General features: G+C 65.6%; 13 protein-coding genes. 5 read left to right on the plus strand and 8 right to left on the minus strand.

All coding sequences use genetic code 11. The annotated features are described in order from the left end of the window. The first annotated feature begins 11 nt into the window (after positions 1-11). Entirely contained in the window at positions 12-758 is a 747-nt protein-coding gene (locus ACPPVV_RS17855) for a pteridine reductase (protein ID WP_426701210.1), read from the plus strand. A gap of 162 nt (positions 759-920) precedes the next feature. Here the strand turns inward: ACPPVV_RS17855 and folK are convergent, their stop codons facing one another. From folK to folB, 3 genes are all read right to left on the minus strand, one after another. Continuing rightward, positions 921-1,409, minus strand: a complete 489-nt coding sequence (gene folK, locus ACPPVV_RS17860; RefSeq protein WP_426701211.1) for a 2-amino-4-hydroxy-6-hydroxymethyldihydropteridine diphosphokinase — start codon at positions 1,407-1,409, stop codon at positions 921-923. Between the two features lie 3 nt (positions 1,410-1,412). Next, the gene (locus ACPPVV_RS17865) at positions 1,413-2,675 is read right to left on the minus strand and encodes a mechanosensitive ion channel family protein (protein ID WP_426701212.1); all 1,263 of its coding nucleotides are present in this window, start codon (positions 2,673-2,675) and stop codon (positions 1,413-1,415) included. A gap of 139 nt (positions 2,676-2,814) precedes the next feature. Then, complete coding sequence (gene folB, locus ACPPVV_RS17870) at positions 2,815-3,174, minus strand: dihydroneopterin aldolase (protein ID WP_426703271.1); 360 nt, start codon at positions 3,172-3,174, stop codon at positions 2,815-2,817. Positions 3,175-3,264: 90 nt separating this feature from the next. On the opposite strand from folB, the gene dbpA reads away from it, so the two are divergent. Both dbpA and ACPPVV_RS17880 read left to right on the plus strand, forming a co-directional pair. Continuing rightward, positions 3,265-4,659, plus strand: a complete 1,395-nt coding sequence (dbpA, locus tag ACPPVV_RS17875; protein ID WP_426701213.1) for an ATP-dependent RNA helicase DbpA — start codon at positions 3,265-3,267, stop codon at positions 4,657-4,659. Positions 4,660-4,698: 39 nt separating this feature from the next. Beyond that, a complete protein-coding gene (locus tag ACPPVV_RS17880) occupies positions 4,699-5,475 on the plus strand; it encodes a glutaminyl-peptide cyclotransferase (RefSeq protein WP_426701214.1) in 777 nt (258 codons plus the stop codon). A gap of 62 nt (positions 5,476-5,537) precedes the next feature. Here ACPPVV_RS17880 and ACPPVV_RS17885 read toward each other — a convergent pair whose 3' ends face one another. Beyond that, on the minus strand, positions 5,538-6,773 hold the full coding sequence (locus tag ACPPVV_RS17885) for a TIGR03862 family flavoprotein (RefSeq protein WP_426701215.1): 1,236 nt from the start codon (positions 6,771-6,773) through the stop codon (positions 5,538-5,540). Positions 6,774-7,556: 783 nt separating this feature from the next. Here ACPPVV_RS17885 and ACPPVV_RS17890 point away from each other — a divergent pair. Continuing rightward, positions 7,557-10,106 carry a pre-peptidase C-terminal domain-containing protein gene (locus ACPPVV_RS17890; protein WP_426701216.1) on the plus strand — a complete coding sequence of 850 codons (2,550 nt, stop codon included), beginning with the start codon at positions 7,557-7,559 and terminating at the stop codon, positions 10,104-10,106. 204 nt (positions 10,107-10,310) lie between these two features. Then, positions 10,311-11,723 (plus strand): M20/M25/M40 family metallo-hydrolase, encoded by a 1,413-nt coding sequence (locus tag ACPPVV_RS17895; protein WP_426701217.1) that lies wholly within the window; start codon positions 10,311-10,313, stop codon positions 11,721-11,723. 28 nt (positions 11,724-11,751) lie between these two features. Here the strand turns inward: ACPPVV_RS17895 and ACPPVV_RS17900 are convergent, their stop codons facing one another. From ACPPVV_RS17900 to gspD, 4 genes are all read right to left on the minus strand, one after another. Further along, entirely contained in the window at positions 11,752-12,438 is a 687-nt protein-coding gene (locus ACPPVV_RS17900) for an ArsR/SmtB family transcription factor (protein WP_426701218.1), read from the minus strand. Positions 12,439-12,520: 82 nt separating this feature from the next. Beyond that, positions 12,521-15,178, minus strand: a complete 2,658-nt coding sequence (locus ACPPVV_RS17905; RefSeq protein WP_426703272.1) for a bifunctional diguanylate cyclase/phosphodiesterase — start codon at positions 15,176-15,178, stop codon at positions 12,521-12,523. A gap of 90 nt (positions 15,179-15,268) precedes the next feature. Beyond that, positions 15,269-17,797: an ATP-dependent helicase HrpB gene (hrpB, locus tag ACPPVV_RS17910; protein ID WP_426701219.1), complete on the minus strand. Its 2,529-nt coding sequence runs from the start codon at positions 17,795-17,797 to the stop codon at positions 15,269-15,271. Between the two features lie 92 nt (positions 17,798-17,889). Further along, entirely contained in the window at positions 17,890-20,574 is a 2,685-nt protein-coding gene (gene gspD, locus ACPPVV_RS17915; RefSeq protein ID WP_426701220.1) for a type II secretion system secretin GspD, read from the minus strand. Between the last annotated feature and the right edge of the window lies 1 nt (position 20,575).

The raw sequence follows: 20,575 nt of genomic DNA on the forward strand, positions 1-20,575 counted from the left end.
GGAGTCATCGCATGCCGCCACGTCACGATCGCAGCGTTGCGCTGATCACCGGTGCCGGCCGGCGTGTCGGCGCGGTGATCGCCCGCACCTTGCATGCAGCCGGCTACGATCTGGCCCTGCACTACCGGCATTCCGCCGCCGACGCCCGCGCCCTGGCTGACGAACTGGAACAGCAACGCCGCGGCAGCACCTTGCTGCTGCAAGCGGAGCTGGCCGACCTGCCGACGCTGCCGCGGATGATCGAACAACTGCTGGCGCATTACGGCCGGCTCGACGCCTTGGTCAACAATGCCTCGGCCTTCTTCCCCACCCCGCTGGGCACGGCCACGCCGCAGCAATGGGACACGTTGTTCGCCTCCAATGCGCAGGCGCCGTTCTTCCTCAGCCAGGCCGCCATCCCGGCACTGCGCGAGGCGCGTGGCGGCATCGTCAACATGATCGACATCTACGCCGAACGGCCTTTGGCGGAACACACGCTGTACTGCATGGCCAAGGCCGCCCATGCCGCGATGACCCGCTCGCTGGCGCTGGAACTGGGCCCCGATATCCGCGTCAACGGCGTCGCGCCGGGCGCCGTGATGTGGCCCAGCGACGGCAAGCCTTACGACGACCAGCAAGCGATGCTGGCGCGCACGCCGCTGCAACGCGCCGGCACGCCGGAAGATGTGGCTGGTGCAGTGCTGTGGCTATTGCGTGATGCGCCGTTCGTGACCGGGCAGATCATTCGCGTGGACGGGGGGCGGACGTTGTCGGTGTGAGTGCGATGGGCTGGTGTTGCGCATTTATGGGCTTCGTCGCGACTTGGACCCCACCCCTTCCCTCCCCCGCAAGCAGGGAAGGGTATTACGGTGCCTTCAGGCTTTTTCGCTATGTGTTCTTGTTTTTGCGTCCGGCGAAGATTGAGGAATGGTGCACCCGACTCAATCGGCGAGCGCTTCGATCTGCAGCGGCTCACGTTCGGCGGGGAAGGCGGCCCATAGCTCGGCCATGCTCGCACCACTCGCCGGATGGCGGAAATCCGGTGCGATATCGGCGATCGGTCGCAGCACGAACGCGTGCTGCAACTCCTTGCGCGGAATCTGCAGGTGGCCGGGGCCGTCGAGCACCAGCGCGTCGTAGAACACGATGTCGATATCCAGGGTGCGATCGGAATAACGTGGTACATCGCGGCGGCGACCATGGCGATCTTCCAGCGCGTGCAGCCAGTCGTTCAGCGCTTCAGGCGCTAGCTCGGTATCCAGCCCGACCGCCAGGTTGACGAAATCGGCCCCGTCGAAACCCACGGACCGACTGCGATAGGCCGGCGACACCGCGATCTCGCCGAAGCGTTCACGCAGCGCGGCAATCGCCGCCACGAGATAACGCCGCGGTTCGAGGTTGGAGCCCAGACTCAAGTAGACACGCGCCATGGACTACACCCCGACTGCGCTGGCAAACCGGCGGTCGGCGCGCGACTCGGACGCGGCCAGCGCGCGCATGTCCTGCCCCGAAGGCTGCTGGTACAACGCCAGCCCGAACTCCGGCAGCAGCGCGAACAGGTGATCGAAGATGTCGGCCTGGATGCCCTCGTAGTCGGCCCAGTCCACCGTGGACGTGAAACAGTACAGTTCCAGCGGGATGCCCTGCGGGCCGCTGGCCAGCTGACGCACCATGCAGCTGAGTTCGTGGTGGATTTGCGGATGGCCGTCCAGATAAGCCTGCACGTACGCACGGAAGGTGCCCAGGTTGGTCAGTCGGCGGCGATTGGCAGGCACCTCCGCGGCAGCGTCGTGCGCCTGGTTCCACTGTGCCACGTCGCGCTCTTTCGATGGCAGGTAGTCGGCCAGCAGGCGCAGCGGGGACAGGCGCCGCAGTGCCGCCTCGTCGAGGAAATGCACGCTGGCTGCATCGATGTAGAGCGCGCGCTTGATCCGCCGCCCGCCGGTTTCCTGCATGCCGCGCCAGTTCTTGTACGAGTCGGAGATCAGCCGCCAGCTGGGAATGCTGGTGATGGTCTTGTCCCAGTTGCGCACCTTCACCGTATGCAGTGCGATGTCGATCACGTCGCCATCGGCATGGAGTTGCGGCATCTCGATCCAGTCGCCGACGCGAAGCATGTCGTTCGAGGACAGCTGCACGCCGGCCACGAAACCCAGGATGGTGTCCTTGAAGATCAGCATCAGCACCGCCGACATCGCGCCCAGGCCGGACAGCAGCAGCCCTACATGCTGGCCGGTGATGGCGGCGATGATGATCAGCGCGGCAACGACGAACAGGCCGAGCTTGACCAGCTGCACCAAGCCCTTGATCGAACGCTGCTGGCCGCGCGGTGTTTCCCGATAGATGTCCTCCAGTGCGGACAATGCGGTGCTGATCGCCATCGCCACCAGAAGCACCAGCAGCGCCGTCATCAGGCTGCCGATCAGCCTTTCGGCGCCGGCCGGCACGCCCGGCACCAGCACGATGCCGTACTGGATCACCCATGCCGGCACCATTCGCGCCAGCCACAGGAAAGTATTCCGCCCGAACAAGGCATCGTCCCACTGCCATGCCGTGCGCCGGGTAATGCCGCGCAACACGCGCAGCAGCAGTCGGCGAACCAGCTGCCCGGCCAGCCACGCCAGCGCAAGCAACGCCAGCACGCCCAGCACGGTGCGCATCCAGGGAAGATCGATCAGGTCTTGCAGGGTTTCCATCAGTTCGTTCCTGTCGGCTCGGAGCCCGCGCCAAAATCAGCGGGCAGAACGGGGCGGCATGGACCGCGAAAGGCGCTTGGCCTGCGTACAAGGATGGAGACATCGGCCCGACGGCACAACCACCGCCAGACCGAATGGCCTATCGCGGGCGCGTGCCGCGCTCGATGCACACGCCGACCGCCTTCGCCCCACGCACCGCGCCGGGCTTGGACAGTTTCAGCCGCACCCAGCCAACACCGAACTCCTCGCGGATGATCGCGGCGCAGCGCTCGGCCAGCGTCTCGACCAGCCCGAAACTGGATGCCTCCACGTAGCCGATCAGGCGCTTGGACACGTCCTTGTAGTTCAGCGTCAGCGCGATGTCGTCGTCGGCCGCCGGCACGGTGTTGTCGAACGCCATCTCGACGTCGAACGACAAGGTCTGCCGCACGCGACGCTCCCAGTCGTAGATGCCGATGACGGCATCGATGCGCAGGTCTTCGATGAAAACGGTGTCCATGGCGTTGGTCTGTGTGCGGTAGCCGTACAGGGTCGGCGAGCCGGCGAGCGGATGCAAGTCGCGGCATGGCGGTCATGCGATCATAGCCGGATGACCGCCTTCAACACGCTCCCGCTCAAACCCGCCCTGCTCGCCAGCGTCGAAACCCTCGGCTACGCGGAAATGACGCCGGTGCAGGCGCAGAGTCTGCCGCCGATGCTGGAAGGGCGCGACGTGATCGCGCAGGCGCAGACCGGCAGTGGCAAGACCGCGGCATTCGGGCTGAGCCTGCTGCAGTCGATCGATGTAGACACGATCCGGCTGCAGGCGCTGGTACTGTGCCCGACCCGCGAGCTGGCCGACCAGGTCAGCAAGGCGATCCGCAAGCTGGCCGCGAACATCCCGAACGTGAAATTGCTGACCCTGTGCGGCGGCATGCCGCTGGGGCCGCAGCTGGCCTCGCTCACCCACGATCCGCACATTGTGGTGGGCACACCGGGCCGCGTGCAGGAGCATCTGAAACGCGAGAGCCTGCACGGCGGCGGCATCAAGGTACTGGTGCTGGACGAAGCCGACCGCATGCTCGACATGGGTTTTTCCGAGGCGATCGACGACATCATCGGGCGCATCGCCAAGCATCATCAGACGCTGTTGTTCTCGGCCACCTATCCGCAGGAGATCCGCGCGGTGAGCCAGCGTGTGCAGAAGAACCCGGTCGAAGTCACGGTGGATGCGCCGATCGACGAACGACCGGCGATCGAGCAGCGTTTCCACGAAGTGGAACCGGCGCAGAAGCCCGACGCGCTGGCGCAATTGCTGGGTGGCGAGCGCGGTGCCGATTCAAAGCAGCATGCCGCGCTGGTGTTCTGCAACATGCGCAAGGACGTCGACGCCGTGGCGCAAGAGCTCGACCGCCGCGGCTTCTCCGCGCTGGCCCTGCATGGCGACATGGAGCAGCGCGATCGCGACGAGGTGCTGGTGCGCTTCGCCAACCACAGTTGCGCGGTGCTGGTCGCCACCGACGTGGCCGCACGCGGCCTCGACATCGTGGCGCTGCCGCTGGTGGTGAGCTACGACATCGCGCACGATCCGGAAACCCACACCCATCGCATCGGCCGCACCGGCCGCGCCGGCCAGACTGGCCTCGCGATCACGCTGTGCACGCCGCGCGAGCGGCCCAAGGCGGCGAACATCGAGGAACTCACCGGCACGCCGTTGCCATGGCGCCCGCTGAAGATCGCGCCATCGCGCGGCAAGACGCTGCACCTGGCGCCCATGAAGACCCTGGTGATCGACGCCGGCAGGCAGGACAAACTACGCCCCGGCGACATTCTCGGCGCACTCACCGGCGACGCCGGGCTGGATGCGAAGGACATCGGCAAGATCGACGTGTTCGCCACCCGCGCGTACGTGGCGATCAGCCGCGCGCTGGCGAACAAGGCGCTGGAGCGCCTGCGTGCCGGCAAGATCAAGGGCCGCAATTTCCGTGTACGTCCGCTGGGCTGAGCGCCCATCCTTCTTGCCCGCTTTCCGGAAGCCGACCCGATGCCACGCTGGTTCATCTGCCTGTCCAGTTTCGCCCTGACCGCCTGCAGCGCGACCTCCACCGCAGCCATACCGGTCTACGGTTACAAGATTGTGCACGTCTATCCGCACGACACCGGCGCCTATACCGAAGGCTTGTTCTACAAGGACGGCTATCTCTACGAGAGCACCGGCAGGGCCGGCGAATCGACCGTGCGCAAGGTCGAGCTGAAAACCGGTGAGACGGTGCAGCGCCACAACCTGCCCTCGCGCTATTTTGGCGAGGGCATCGTGGACTGGAAAGACAAACTGGTGCAGCTCACCTGGCAGAGCCAGACCGGCTTCGTCTACGACCTCGCCACCTTCAAGCCGCAACGCACTTTCAGCTATCCCGGCGAGGGCTGGGCGCTGACCCGTGACGCCAAGCATCTCTACATGAGCGACGGTTCCGCGGTACTGCGTGTACTCGACCCGGTATCGCTGGCCACCACCGGCAGCATCATGGTCACCGCCGACGGCGAGCCGGTCACCAACCTCAACGAACTGGAGTGGGTCAAGGGCCAGCTCTACGCCAACATCTGGCTGACCAACCGCATCGCGCGGATCGATCCGGTCAGCGGTCACGTGGTGGGCTGGATCGACCTCAGCGGTTTGTTCGACATCAGCCAGATGCCCGACCCCGGCAACGACGTGCTCAACGGCATCGCCTACGACGCGGCGCACGACCGGCTGTTCGTCACCGGCAAGCGCTGGCCGAAGCTGTTCGAGATCAAGCTGGTGCCACCGCCCGCGCGCTGAGCGCGAGGCGGGATGTCCTGCGCCGGATCGCCGGCGAGGTACAACCGCCCGCCGACTGACGACTAGCTGCCGAGCCAGCGTGCGGCACCGCGACCAGCGACCAGCCCGCTGGCGAAGCAGGCCGTCAACAGATAGCCGCCGGTGGGCGCTTCCCAGTCCAGCATCTCGCCGGCGCAGAACACGCCGGGACGATCGCGCAGCATCAGGTTGTCATCCAGCGCTTCGAGGCGCACGCCGCCAGCGGTACTGATCGCTTCGGCCACCGGTCGCGGCGCGCGCAGGTGCAGCGGCAAGGCCTTGAGCTGGGCGGCCAGCGCCACGGGATCGGCCAGGGTAGCCTTGTCGGTGAGTTCGAACACCAGCGCGCACTTCGCCGCGTCCAGTCCGGCGCGACGACGCAGCCAGTCGCCGATGCTGTGCTTGCCGCGCGGCGCGGCCAGGCGTTCGGCAAGCTTCGACGGCGCATGGCCCGGCACCAGGTCCAGCCGCAGGATTGCCTCGCCGCGTTCGGTGATCTGTTCGCGCAGCTCGGCGCCGATCGCATAGACCAGGCTCCCCTCGATGCCGTACTCGCTGAGCACGAACTCACCCTGGCGCGAATGCGCCACGCCATGGCGGTCCACCCAGTGCGCCACCACCGGCTTCAGCGGCGCGCCGGCGAAACGGCTGGAGAGATGCTCGCTCCACGCCAGTTCGAAACCGCAGTTGGCCGGCTGCAGCGGCGCCGTATCGACTCCGGATGCCTGCAGCGGCGCCATCCACGCACCATCGGAGCCCAGCTGCGGCCAGCTGGCACCGCCAAGCGCAAGAATCACCGCATCCACCGGCACCGCACGTTCGCCCTGCGGCGTGGCGAAATGCAGGGCGTCGTGCGCCTGCCAGCCGAGCCAGCGGTGATGCATGTGGAAGGTCACGCCGGATTCGCGCAGGCGCCGCAGCCAGCTTCGCAGCAACGGTGCCGCCTTGAGATTCGTGGGGAACACCCGGCCTGAGCTGCCGGTGAAGGTTTCCACACCGAGCCCGCGTGCCCATGCACGCAGCGCGTCGGCATCGAAGGCATCGAGCCAATGCCCGATCTCCCCCTGACGTTCGCCATAGCGCTCGACGAAGCGCGCACGCGGCTCGGCATGAGTCAGGTTGAGGCCACCCTTGCCGGCCAGAAGAAATTTGCGGCCCACCGATCCCTTCGCGTCATACAGGTCGACCGCCATGCCTGCCGCGCACGCGGCTTCGGCGGCCATCAGGCCCGCCGGACCGCCGCCAATGATCGCCAGCCGGGGAATACCTATCTGATTCATCGACGCATGGTCGCATGCCACCTTGAGGAATGAGCCGGTTGCGTCGCTTCGCGCACGCGGCCATGACGGCGGGCAGCGCAAACACGGGCACTCGTGGAAGAGATGAGGTCCCTGGCTGAATCGAAAATAACTGAATAGGTGTTTGAGCCGTGGCGAATGGAAATTGATTCAAACCCACGTGAAGAGCAATCCTCTGCGGCGCATTATCGATAATCACGGTCTAAACGCAAATATTTGCGCCGGTGACGCCTCGACCAATACCCTTCGCCGCGCTCATCCAACACGCTGTACCACTTTGGAAATAATCTCCATTTGCCAACCACACCTCTGAGCTTGTTCGATGCCGGAAATTGCCGGACATCGGCGATACCATGCCGTTTAGCGCACCAGGAGCCGCGTGCAACGCGATCTTTATCAGCGCAAATAATTACGCCAATTTATCCGCTTAGATAATTCAATGCTTATGTGACGCCAATCACTTATGCCCTCAAAAAATCCTATTGACGGTTTTTAACTCAAAATCCTACCGTCAACTGGTTCGTCAATCGGGAGCTTGACGAATGATTCCGTGAAACGTTGCGTACAAGACCTGACGTTTCGCTTGAAAGACGATGAATCTGCGCCTTGATCCGAAGGGACTCTCCGGGGGGAATCAGCCGCAGTAGGTACGGAATCGCCAGACCATAAAAAACATGGTGCCGTGTCTGTCCACGACGCCGATTCTCATGAGGTCCACGCGGTCTCAGGGCTTCGTACACCTCAAAAAAACTTTGGGAGTTACAAATGCCAAACCATTTTCGTCTCAAACTGCTGGTTGCAGCCATCGGCCTGTCCGTCGTCGCGACGGTCGGTGCCACGCCCGCCAGCAGCGCTGTCGGCAGCAATGCCTTCGTCGTGCTGGGTCAGCACGCCACGCGCTTGCGTCAGGGTGATGTCGTCAACGGTCCGCTGGCGGTTGCGCAGCCGATCCATATCGAGGTGGCGCTGAAGTTGCGCAACCCTGATCAGCTGCACACCTTCCTGGCGACTGCCAAAACCTCGACGCTGTCGATGGTGCAACACAAGATGTCGCCCCAGCAGTTTGTCGCCAACTATTCACCGACCACCGATCAGGCGAACAAGGTGGCAGCCTGGCTGACCTCGGCCGGCTTCACCAACGTGACGATCGCACCGAACCGCCTGATGGTTTCGGCCGACGGCCGCGCGGACACGGCGCAGGCTGCGTTCAAGACCACGCTCAACCAGGTCCGCACCAAGGAAGGCCGCATGGCCTACATGAACAACGGGCAGGTGCAGATTCCCGCCGCGTTGCAGGACAGCGTGCTGTCCGTGGTCGGCCTGCAGACCGTGCACCAGGCACATACCTTCGCCAAACTCGTCCGGGCGGATTACAGCACCCAGGCGGTGACCGGCCACAGCCCGGTTGAATTCTCGTCCATCTACGGCGGTACCGGCGCAACCACCGGGGCCGGCGTCACCGTCGGCATCATCACCCAGGGCAAGATCACCCAGACCATTACCGACCTGAACTCGTTCACGTCGCAGAATGGCCTGGCCACGGTCACCACGCAGACAGTGAACACCAACGGCACCAGTTCCGACACCAGCGGCGTCGGCGAATGGAACCTGGACAGCCAGGACATTGTCGGCATGGCCGGCGGCAAGATCGGTGGCCTGATCTTCTACAACATCCCCACGCTGAGCAATGCCAACCTTACGGCGGACATCAACAAGGTGGTGTCCGACAACCAGGTCAAGATCATCAACGTGTCGCTGGGCGAGTGCGAGACCGATGCGAATAGCGACGGTTCGGCCGCCTCGCAGGATCAGGCTTTCCAGCAGGCGGTGGCGCAAGGCCAGACATTCTCGATCTCCACCGGCGACGACGGTGCGGACGAATGCGGCACTGGCGGCACCACGCCGAGCTGGCCGGCCGCTTCGCAGTACGTGATTGCGGTGGCCGGCACCCTGCTCAATGCCTCCACCAGCACCTGGAGCAGTGAAACGGTCTGGAACGAGCTGAGCAAGGGCGAAGGCGCCACTGGTGGCAGCCAGAGCACCTTCGAGCCGAAACCGAGCTGGCAGACGCTGTGGTCGGGCACCCATCGCGGCGTGGCCGACGTGGCGTTCGATGGCGATCCGGAATCGGGCGCCAAGGTGATCGTGAACGGCGGTACCGAGCAGATCGGCGGCACCAGCCTCGCCGCGCCGCTGTTCTCCGGCTTCTGGGCACGCGTGATCGCCGCCAAGGGCGCCAGCGTCGGCTTCGCTGGTCCGCTGCTCTATCAGCTGCCCGCCGCGGACTTCCACGACGTCACCTCGGGCAACAACGATGGTGAGACGGCCTCCGCCGGCTATGACCTGGCCAGCGGCCGCGGCAGCATCATCATGGCCAACGCGATCAGCGACCTTGGTGGCGGCGGCGGTAGCAATGTGCCGCCGGTCGCGAACTTCAGCGACACCGTCAGCAACCTCGTGGTGAACTTCACCGACAGCTCCACTGACAGCGATGGCACCATTGCATCGCGCTCGTGGAACTTCGGCGACGGCAGCACCTCGACCACCACCAACCCGAGCCACACCTACAGCGCTGCCGGAACCTACACCGTGACGTTGACGGTGACCGACAACAGTGGCGGCACCAACACCAAGAGCGCGTCGGTGACGGTATCGGCCGGTGGCGGTGGTGGCGGCAACGTTCTGCAGAACGGCGTGGCGCTGACTGGCCAGGCCGCGGCCACGAATGCACAACTTGCCTATACCGTGGTGATCCCGGCCGGTGCCACCAACCTGGTGATCTCCGAGTCCGGCGGTACGGGTGATGCGGATCTTTACACCAAGTTCGGTTCCGCACCGACGTTGTCCAGCTACGACTGCCGTCCGTACGTCTCCGGCAACAACGAGAGCTGCACGGTGGCCGCACCGCAGGCGGGCACCTACTACGTCATGCTGAATGGCTACTCCGCGTTCTCCGGCGTCAGCGTCAAGGCGACCTGGAGCACCGGTGGCAGTGGCGGTGGCAGCGTGCTGCAGAACGGCGTGCCGGTGACCGGCCTGCATGCGACCACCAACAACGCGGTGAACTACACCATGGTCGTCCCGTCGGGCGCCAGCAACCTGAAGTTCGCCATTTCCGGCGGTACGGGCGATGCCGACATGTACGTGAAGCGTGGTTCGGCACCGACTACCAGCAGCTACGATTGCCGCCCGTACGTCACGGGCAACACCGAAAGCTGCACCACGGCGTCTCCGACCGCAGGCACCTACTACGTCATGGTGCGTGCCTACAGCAGCTACACCGGTGTCAAGTTGACCGGCAGCTACACGCCGTAAGCGATCAGTGACGGACCGGCGCGCACGGACGCGCGCCTTCAGCCCGCTCGCGCTGGCTGCCATGGATGAACCTGCTCATGCAGGGACCCTGGGCCCGATCGGCAACGATCGGGCCTTTGTGGTTTCCATGCCGAAGGATATCTGCCGGCGGATCGTGCCTGCGTTGTATGGTGCTCGTCTCATTCCGCGCCAAGGATACGAGCGATGCGTCGAGCCATGTCCCTGTTGCCGTTCGCCCTGTTGCTGGTCAGCGCAGATGCCAGCCAGGCCGCGCAGACGCCCGTGACGCCACGCGAACAACCGGCACTGCATGTGCTGGCCAGCGCCCCCAGTGAAACGGAGCTGCGCGCCACGATCACCCGGCTCGTCGGTTTCGGCACCCGGCACACTCTGTCCGATACGATTTCCGACAGCCGCGGTATCGGTGCGGCGCGGCGTTGGGTGAAAGCCCGTTTCGAGACCATCGCGGGTGATTGCGGCGGTTGCATCGAGGTGCTCACGCCATCGCAGATGTTCACCGGCAAGCGCGCGCCCACGCCGACCGAAGTGATGGACGTGGTCGCGATCAAGCGTGGGAGGGGTGATCGTGCATCTGGAAAGATCGGCCGGGTCATCGTGATGACCGGCCACCTCGACTCACGCGTCACCGACGTGATGAACACCACCAGCAACGCACCCGGCGCCAATGATGACGCCTCCGGTGTCGCCGCGTTGATCGAAGCGGCACGGCTGCTTTCGAAGCAGGACAACGACGCGACCCTGGTATTCGCCGCGTTGTCTGGCGAGGAACAAGGCCTGTATGGCGGCAAGGTGCTGGCCGACTACGCGGTGGCGCACGGCTGGCAGGTCGAGGCGGAGCTCAACAACGACATCGTCGGCAACAGTCATGGTCAGAACGGCGTGATCGACAACACCACGGTGCGCGTATTTTCCGAGGGCACCAAGAGCAACGAGACCGATCAGCAGGCGAACTACCGCCGCTATCACGGCGGTGAGGTCGATTCGCCCTCGCGCAACCTCGCCCGCTACATCGACCGCGTCGCCGACGCCTACCTGCCCGACTTCCGCGTACGCATGGTCTATCGCACCGATCGTTATGGCCGTGGCGGCGACCAGGTGCCCTTCCTCGAAGCCGGCTATCCCGCCGTGCGTGTCACCGAGGCGCACGAAAACTACACCCGCCAGCACCAGGATCTGCGCACGGATCATGGCGTGCATTACGGCGATACCATCGACGGCATCGACTTCCGTTACCTCGCCCGCGTCACCGCCCTGAACGCGCTGACCATGGCGTCGCTGAGCCGCGCGCCGGCACCGCCGACCGGCGTCGAAAGCAAGGGTGCGCTGGCCACGGATACCACGCTGACCTGGAAAAAAGTGCCCGGCGCCGCCGGCTACCGCGTGCATTGGCGCGACACTACCGCGCCACAATGGCAGTACCAACGGACCGTCGGCGACGTCGACCGGGCGGTGTTGCAGGACGTGGTGATCGACGACTGGTTCTTCGGCGTCTCCGCCGTATCGGCCGATGGCTACGAAAGCCCGGTGGTGTTCCCCGGGAATGCCGGCAGCTTCGAACGCTCACCGGCCGCGGCCGGCAGCGGCGCCAAACCCTGAAGCGAGGTTGTCGCGGATCCGGTTCGCGTCACTCCAGGCGTACGCCGAGCAGGCCAAGCTGGCGCAAACCTTCAGCACTTGGCCGCAAGGCACGGCCGTGTGGCAACGGACGCAGCCAGCGGGCTTCGAACATCGCTGCGGTGAGTGCCACGCCGAGCGGGCCACCCAGGTGCATGCGCCGCTCGGTCCAATCAAGACAGCTTCGACCGTAAAGGGTCGACACGTCAGCCAGCGACAGTCCGCTCGCCGCCAGTGCTGCGACACCTTGTGGCAGCAGGTGCAGGCCGCGCGATTCGGTCTGCAGCCAGTCACGTTGCAGCAGCGTGGTACAGAACGCCACCCCGAGTGCGCCGGCCAGGTGCCGGTAGCAGCAGCGTGCGCGACGCAATTGCGCATCGCCCTTGGTCGGCAGCACCTGCGCTGCAGGTGCACGCGCCAACGCCAGCGATTCCAGCATCGTCGCGACGCGCTCATCCGCCAGCCGGTAGTAGCGGTGACGACCCTGGACATGCAGGGCAAGCAGGCCACCATCGAGCAGTCGGCGCAGGTGCGCACTGGCCGTGGCGGGCGTGATGCCGGCGGCCTGCGCCAGCTCTCCCGCCGGGCGCGCCGTGCCGTCGGTCAGCATCAACAACATCGCCGCACGCGCCGGTTCGGCCAGCAGGCTGCCGAGTTCGGCCAGCTGGTAACGGTTGAGCGGGGCCTCACTATTCATGGGCGCAGTCTAGCCAGCCGATGGCATGAACGCTTTGCCGGCGGCCGAAACATCCACCGGCAAGGTCGACGCCGCTGGCTGCCTATTCGCGCTGGAACAACGCCAGCTCGGGATGATGCAGGCTGAAGCCCTGAACGCGGTTCACTCCCAGCGCCGTCAGCGCCTGCACGGTTTCCGCATCGGTCACCCACTCGGCTACCACCTCCAGGCCGAGGCGATGGCCGATGTCGGTCACCGCCCTCACCATCAAATGGCTGACCGGGTCGGTGAGCATGTCGCGTACGAAGCTGCCATCGATCTTGATGATGTCCAGCGGCAGGTTCTTCAAATAGGTGAACGAGGACATGCCCGCACCGAAGTCGTCCAGCCCGATGCGGCAACCTGCCGAGCGCAGCCGCTCCATGAAACGCACCACCTGCGAGAGATTGCGCACCGCCACGGTCTCGGTGACCTCGAAGCACACCCGCGACGGCTCGACCCGATAGCGTTGCAGCCATTCGATGATCAGGTCGGCCAGCGATTCGTCCTCGATGCTGGCACCGGAAAGGTTGATCGCGACCCTGCCCAGCCTGGCGCCGGCAGGATGCAGCCGGTTGAAATTGACCAACGCCGTTTCGATCACCCAGCGGTCCACCAGGGGCATAAGCCCATAGCGCTCGGCCGCCGGCATGAACACCCCGGGCACCACCAGCTGGCCGGACTCGTCGCGAAAGCGCAGCAGCAGCTCGATCTCCGGCTCGCCACCCGTGGTCAGCGGCAGTGGCCACAGTTCCTGATAGACCAGCACCAGGCGATGTTCATCGGCGGCCCAGCGCAACCGGTTCGCCCATTCCATCTCGCTTTCCCGGCGCACCGTCTCGTCGTCCCGTTCGGAATAGAAATGGACACGGTTGCGGCCGAGTTCCTTGGCCATGTAGCAGGCGGTGTCGGCTTGTGCGAGCAGGTCCTTCACCAGGATGCCGGGGCGATCGATCATCACGCCGCCGATGCTGGCGCTGATCGTGTAGCTGCGCTGTTCCCAGATGAATACGTAACCGTCGATGCACCGGCGCAGGCGCTCGGCAACCTGCTCGGCCGCTGCGCGATCGGCCACGCCCGTCACCAGCGCGCCGAACTCGTCGCCGCCGAGTCGCGCCAGTACATCGGCGCCGCCCAGCTGTTTGCGCATGACGATGGCCAGCTGCGCCAGCAACTGATCGCCGGCGAGATGACCGGAGGTGTCGTTGATCAGCTTGAACTGGTCCAGATCGAGGTAGAGCAGGACGGCAAGCGGCGCGCCCACATGGGCGTCCGTCAGCGTGCCATGCAGCCGATGCTCGAACTCGCGCCGGTTGTACAGCTCGGTCAGGGCGTCGTGGCTGGCCTGGTGACCCAGCAACTCGGTCAACTTGCGTTGCTCGCTGATGTCGCTGGCTACCATCAACAACTTGTCGTGCCCGCCCAGGGTGATTCGCGAGATCGCCACGCTGGCCCAGAAGCGGGCGCCCTCGCCATCACGCAACTGGGCATCGACACGGCTGCAGCCACGGGTGTCAGGGTCCTCCAGTTGCGTACGCAATACCGGATCGTGGAACAACCCGGGCAGCTCGCGCTGGCCCAGCTTTTCGCCAAGGCGATCGCGGGCCGCCTGGTTCGCGTAGGTGATCCGCCCACCGTCCACTTCAGCCAGCAGCACCAGTGCCGGCAGCAATTCATTCAGTGCACGAAAGCGCTCCTCGCTCTCGCGATAGCGGCGGCTCATCCGCCAACCCAGCTCGAGTGCGCGCTGGCGGGTGCCGACGATGGAATACACCAACAACGCCAGCAGCACACTGGCGAGCACGCCGGCGGGAAAGGTGGATCGGCTCCATTCGCTCATGGCCGAATCGACGCGCAACGGTTGCACCACGATGTCCCACACGCGGCCGCCATACGTCAGCTTGCGTTCGTAGCGATACCCGCTCACCGGCATGGCCAGGCCCGGGTTGGAATCGAACAAGGGCAGCGCGGTGCGCTCGGTGATGTCGTTGATTCGCAAGTGCAGTCCGAGTGAACGTGGCTCAGGCAGCGCACTGTCGATCAGGCCGCTGACCCGGAACGACACGGCGATCGAACCGCGCACCCGCGTGCGGCGCTCTTCGACGGTTTGTGGCGGAGTTCCCGTGCTGAATATCGGCAGCCGCAAGGTGATGCCGTCGCTTGCCCCATCGGCTCCTGGCTGCTGCACGCTTCGAAACGGCGCCGACAAGGTGGCCCGATCGCTGTCGCGCGAGGCCAGCAGGCTGTGGAAGTTGCGCGGCTGTGCGCGGACGTCGAGCCCGACCACCGCTTCGTTGCCCCGCAACGGCTCGACCCAACGGGTGACATAGTGTTCGCCGTCCGGATGCGTTTCGCGTGGTGCATAGGCCAGCGCCAGCAGGCTGGGAAACTGGTCGCGTGGACGCAGGTTGACGTAGAAGGTGTTGAACTCGGTCTGCGTCACCTCGTCCGAAGCGAGAAACAGCGTTTGCGCGGCACGCAGCAGCGACTCCGCCAGATGCAGTTTCGCCTGCAATGCCGCGCAGGCCTTGTTGGCCAGTTCGTCACGAACGAAGTTCCGCTCGACCTCCTGCTGGCGCTGCTGCTGATGGTGCACGGTCAACGCTATCGCAAGCCCGAGCAACAGCGCCAACAGGCTCCACAGGTAAGCCGTCAAGCGCCGTGGCGAGGACACCGGAGGGCCGTCCGCCGTCATCGAAACAAGCTCTTCGGCATCCTTCATCTCTGGCAAGGGATCCACCACGCTAGGCCGTTGTCGTCGATGGTACACAACCACAGCCCGGCTAAACCGCCGGTGACCCTGGCGCTTCGATCAGCGCCGCTGCCGAGGCTTGGCGCGATGCGTCGCGATGGCAGTCCACGGATCATCGGGCCAGGGATGGCGCGGGTAACGCCCCTTCAATTCCCTTCTTACTTCCGGATAGGTGCGCTCCCAGAAGCCTTTCAGATCCTGGGTCACCTGGATCGGCCGGCCTGCTGGCGACAGCAGGTGCAAGGTGACGGGAATGCGTCCCCCACCGACGCGCGGCGTGTCGGCAAGGCCGAACAATTCCTGCAGTTTGACGGCCAGCACCGGGGGCTCGCCTTCGACGTAATCGAGCCGGCGATTCTGGCCGCTCGGTACCACCAGACTTTCCGGCACCTGTGCATCGAGCAAACGGCGTTGCTCGTAATCGAACAGGGTCGTCAAGGCCTGGGACAATGCTTCGGGCTCCAGCGCGTCGAGCCGATGCTTGCCATCGAGATGCGGTGCCAGCCAGTGATCCAGCGAGGCCAGCAAGGTGGTGTCGGACACATCGGGAAGGCCGAGCTCCGGCATCCAGGCGCGCAACGCCTGCATGCGCGCACGCAGCCGCCGCGCCTGCGCACTCCACGGCAGCGCATCGATGCCCTTGGCGCGGATCGCGGCAAGCAGGGCCGGCAACGCGTCCTGCGGTTTCACCGGCACGCTGCGACGCTCGAGCACGATCGCGCCGAAGCGTTTTTCATCGAACGCCTCGACCGCCGCGCGTTCGTCGTTCCAGCGCAGCGTGCGCTCTCGCGCGAACTGTGCGGGATAGTCACGTTCAAGCACGCGCGGGTCCAGTGGCGCAGCGGCCAGGATCAGGCTGTCGCGGCTTTCGTGGCGCAGATCCAGCACGACCAGCCAAGGCTCGCCGTGCAACGCGGTGTTCTCGTGCAGCCGTGCGCCGCGACCATTGGCCAGCGTGTAGCGCAGCGGATTGCTGTCGTCGCGCCGCGCAACGCGATCGGGAAACGCATGCAGCAGCAGCTCGCCCACGCTGTGGCTGTCGGGTACGCCGCTGGCCGCCGTACGGACGTCCAGTCGACGGCGCCAGCCCTTGCTGGACTGCTCGATCGCGGCCAGCGCGCCGCTATCCATTTCACCGCGCACGCCCACGCCATGTCGGTCGCGCCAGGCGTGCAGGGCCGCCACCCGCGCACGAAAGTCATCGCTGCGCGCCTGCGTGCCGCGCAGCGGTGAGCGCGCTTCCATCAACGCCAGCAGGTCGGCGATCAACGCACGCCGGGGCGACGGTGCGCGCAGCGCCGCCGCACCCAGCCGCGGCGTGGCGGCCAGTTCCAGTATGCGTCGGCCCAGTGCGGTGATGCGCCGGTCCGCATCCAGTGCGCTCAGCGATGCCAGCAAACCATGCGCCTGGGCCAGCGCACCGTGGGGCGGTGGATCCAGCCAGTGCAGCGTGTCGCTTCCCCATGCCGCCAGTTCCAGTGCCAGTCCCGACAGCTCGGCCTGGACGATCTCGGCGGTGCGCGCACTATCCAGCCGCCGGCTCTGCGGCCACAGCCGGTACGCCGCGCCTGCCGCCACACGGCCGGCGCGCCCGGCGCGCTGGTCGGCCGAGGCTTGCGAAATGTTGACCGTTTCAAGCCGGGTGAAGCCGGAGTTCGGGTCGAAACGCGGCTCGCGCGCAAGCCCCGCGTCGACCACCGCGCGGATGCCCGGCAGGGTGACGCTGGATTCGGCGACGTTGGTGGCCAGAACGACGCGCCTGGTGGATGCCAGTCGCGTGCCCGGCTCGGCCGGAGCCAGTGCGGCTTGCTGTTCGGCCAGCGACAGTTCGCCGTGCAGCGGAACGATCTCGATGTCGCCTCGTTGGGAGAGGGTTTCCTCGAGCACGGACTTCACACGCGCGATCTCGCGCCGACCCGGCAGGAAGGCCAGCACGTCGCCATCGTTCTGTTCCAGCGCCTGTCGCACCACGCGGGCCAGATGGTGTTCCATGCTTTCCTGGATGCGCGCCGGCGGATGCTCGATGCGCACTGGGAAACTGCGGCCCGGACTGGACAGCCGCGGCGCATCCAGCCACGTCGCGATACGTTCGCCATCCAGCGTGGCCGACATCACCAGCAGGCGCAGGTCTGGCCGCAGCGTGGCCTGCACGTCCAGCGCCAGCGCGGCGCCGAGGTCGCCGGCGAGATGACGCTCATGGAATTCGTCGAACACGATCGCACCGATGCCGGCCAGCTCGGGATCGTGCTGGATCAGACGGGTCAGGATGCCTTCGGTAACCACTTCGATGCGGGTCGCCGCGCTCACCTTCGATTCGAAACGAATGCGGTAGCCGACGGTCTGCCCCACTTCCTCGCCCAGTTGCCGTGCCATGAATTGCGCGGCGGCGCGCGCCGCGATCCGGCGGGGCTCCAGCATCACGATCTTCTGCCCTGCCAGCCAGTCGGCATGCAGCAACGCCAACGGTATCTGGGTGGTCTTGCCGGCGCCGGGTGGTGCCTCAAGCACCAACCGCGGATGCACAGCCAGCGACGCGCAAACCTGCGGCAGCAGCGCAGTGATCGGGAAAGCGGGTAAGGAGGCGGTCATCCACCCGGATGATAATGGCTGGCGCGATGGCGGACTCCGCGGGAACCCCGGTCTGCGGGAGCGCACGCACTCCCGCAGAAGACGCGACCGCGCTACCGGGGAGGCGTTGCCGGCAAGCGACACTCGGCCAGCCGCTTGCGCGCCGCCGTGATGCCCTTCTGGTCGCCGGCGTGCTCGCGGGCTTCGATGACGACCTGCCAGTTGCGTTCGCACAGGCTGCCACGTCGCGAGCCCTGCTGCCATGACTGGATCGCGAGGTTCTGTGCGTTGAGATAATCGGCCTGACTCAACGCGCTTTCGGCATGTTGCTGCAGTTGCTCCGGCCAGCTCGGCGCCGGTGCCGTCGGTAGCGGCGTGATCACGGCAGCCCCGACCGAACGATCTGCGGTCGACACAGCATCGCCCGCGGGTTTGACGGCTTGCTCGCGCAACGGAGCGAGCGATTCGAACCTGTCCTGGTAGTCGTCGGTGATCCGCTTCGCATCCTCGCCGCCGCGAATCACCCGCGGCGTGATCAGCACGATCAGTTCAGTGCGATTGCGGCTGCGGTCGGTGGTACCAAACAGCCGTCCCAGGATCGGCACCCGGTTGAGCCCTGGTATACCGTTATCGCTATTGCTCTCGTCCTGCTGGATCAGCCCGCCCAGCAACACGGTCTGGCCGCTCTGCACCGCCACCTGCGTACCCACCGCGCGCTGCGCGATGGTGTAGTTGCCCTGCGAATTGGGTAGGCCGAGTGTCGAGCTCACCTGCTGCTCGACGTTGAGGTAAACCAGACCGCCCGGATTGACGCGTGGTTGCACATCGAGAATCACGCCGGTAGGCAGGTACGTCACGTTGCTGGCCGTGGTATCCGCGGTGCCCGTACCTATTCCGATGATCGAGGTCTGATTGACCGGTATCTGGTTGCCGACCTGGATGTGCGCCTTCTGGTTGTTGAGCACCACCATCGACGGTGCCGACAGGGTCTTGGTATTACCACTGGTTTCCAGTGCGCTCAACGCCACCTGCATCTTGCTGTTGATGAAGGAATAGAACAACGAGTCGGCGGTGTTGTAGGCATTGCCGCCGTTGCCCAGTCCCACCTGGCGATGGCGGTAAGGCTGGCCCAGCGTGTTCACGCTGCCATTGGCGTTGAAGGTGCTGCCGGTCAACCCGTCCAGATACCACTGCACGCCAAACTGGAGCTCGCCTTTAAGCGTCACCTCCATGATGCGTGTCTCGATCTGCACCTGCAGCGGCACGTTGTCGAGCTTGCCGATCGCCGACTTGATCTCCTCCCACTGCGACGGGCGCGCACGCACCAGCAGCTGGTTGTTGTTGTCGACCGAACTGATCCTCACGCTGCCATCGCTGGAGCTGTACTGCTGGTCACTGGGGGCATTGCTGCCGTTGCCACCAATACCGCCGGCACCGTTGCTGGTGCCACCACCGATGCCGGACGAGTTGCCGCCGAGCCCACCCGTGCTGCTGGCGCTGCCATCACGGCTGCCGGAACTGGCGCCGAAACCGGAGCTGCCGCCCAAGCCGGAGCTGCTGCCCAGGCCACCGCTAGTGCCGCCGCCAGCCGAACCGCCGAAGCTGCCGAAGCTGCCAGCAGTGCTGCCCATGTTGCCGGTACCGTTGCTGTTGTCGGCGCTGCCCAGCGTGCCGCCGCTCAAGCCCGGCCCGACCTGGCCACCGCTGTCGCCGCCGCTGCCGGCGCCGTTGGTGTAGATCTGCGCCAGGTACTTGGCCAGATCCGACGCCTTGATGTTGCGCACGTCGTAGACGAACAGCCGCGGCTCGTTACCGCCGCCACGGTCGATCTTGGTGATCCAGTCGCCCACTTCCTGCAGGTATTCCGGCTGGGTGCTGATCACCACGATCGCGTTGGTGCGCTCGATCGGGATGAAGCGCAGCATGCCGGCCAGCGGGGTATCGCCGTGCGTGCCGAACATGCCATCCAGCTTTGGCATCAACTCGCCGACGTTCGCGTACTGCAGGTTGAACACACCCACCGACATGCCACGCAGCCAGTCGACGTCGAAGGTGCGCACCATGCTCTGGTAGTTGACCAACTCCTGCGGCGTGCCGGACATCACCAGCAGGTTGCGCGCCGGATCCACCAGCAGCACCGAGTCCGTTCGCGCGAACGGCTTGATCAGCTTCTGCATCTCGGTGGCGGAGATGTAGCGCAACGGAAACAGCCGTGCCTGCATGCCGCCCTGTGGGGCGGCGGCACCGAGACTGGGCACCAGGTTGCCGGCCACGGCGTCTTTCTCGGGCACCACCACGTAGCCGCCATCACGCTGGACCAGCGCGTTGTGCGTCCACGACAGCAGTGTTTCCAGAATCGGCAGCGCCTGGCTCGAATCGACCGGCTCGGAGGTGGAGAACGAGATGTTGCCCTGCACGCCCGGCACGATCGTGTAGTTCTTCTTGAGCAGGTCGCCGAGGATGGCCTTGACCACCGCCTGCACCGGCTGGTTCTCGAAATTGAAAGTCACCGCACCGTCGCCATGCGCCGCCGGACGTGGCGTACTCAATGCCCCCGGCCGGATGAACTGGCCGCTGCCGTGACTGACTTCCGCCTTCGCCGCGGCGTCGCTTTCGCGGTCGTTGATGTCGTTGTTCAGCGGCAGCGGCGCGGGCACCGGATTATGCGTGCCGGACATCGCTTCGCGCTGCAGCGCGCCATCGTCTTTCGGCTGCGGCAAGCTGGCGCAACCGACCAGTGCGACGGCAAAGGCGAGCGCAGCGGTGCGCAAGATGTGCTTCGAATGCGTGCGGAACATG

The organism is Rhodanobacter sp. Col0626, assembly GCF_049994385.1.
Taxonomy (GTDB): Bacteria; Pseudomonadota; Gammaproteobacteria; order Xanthomonadales; family Rhodanobacteraceae; genus Rhodanobacter.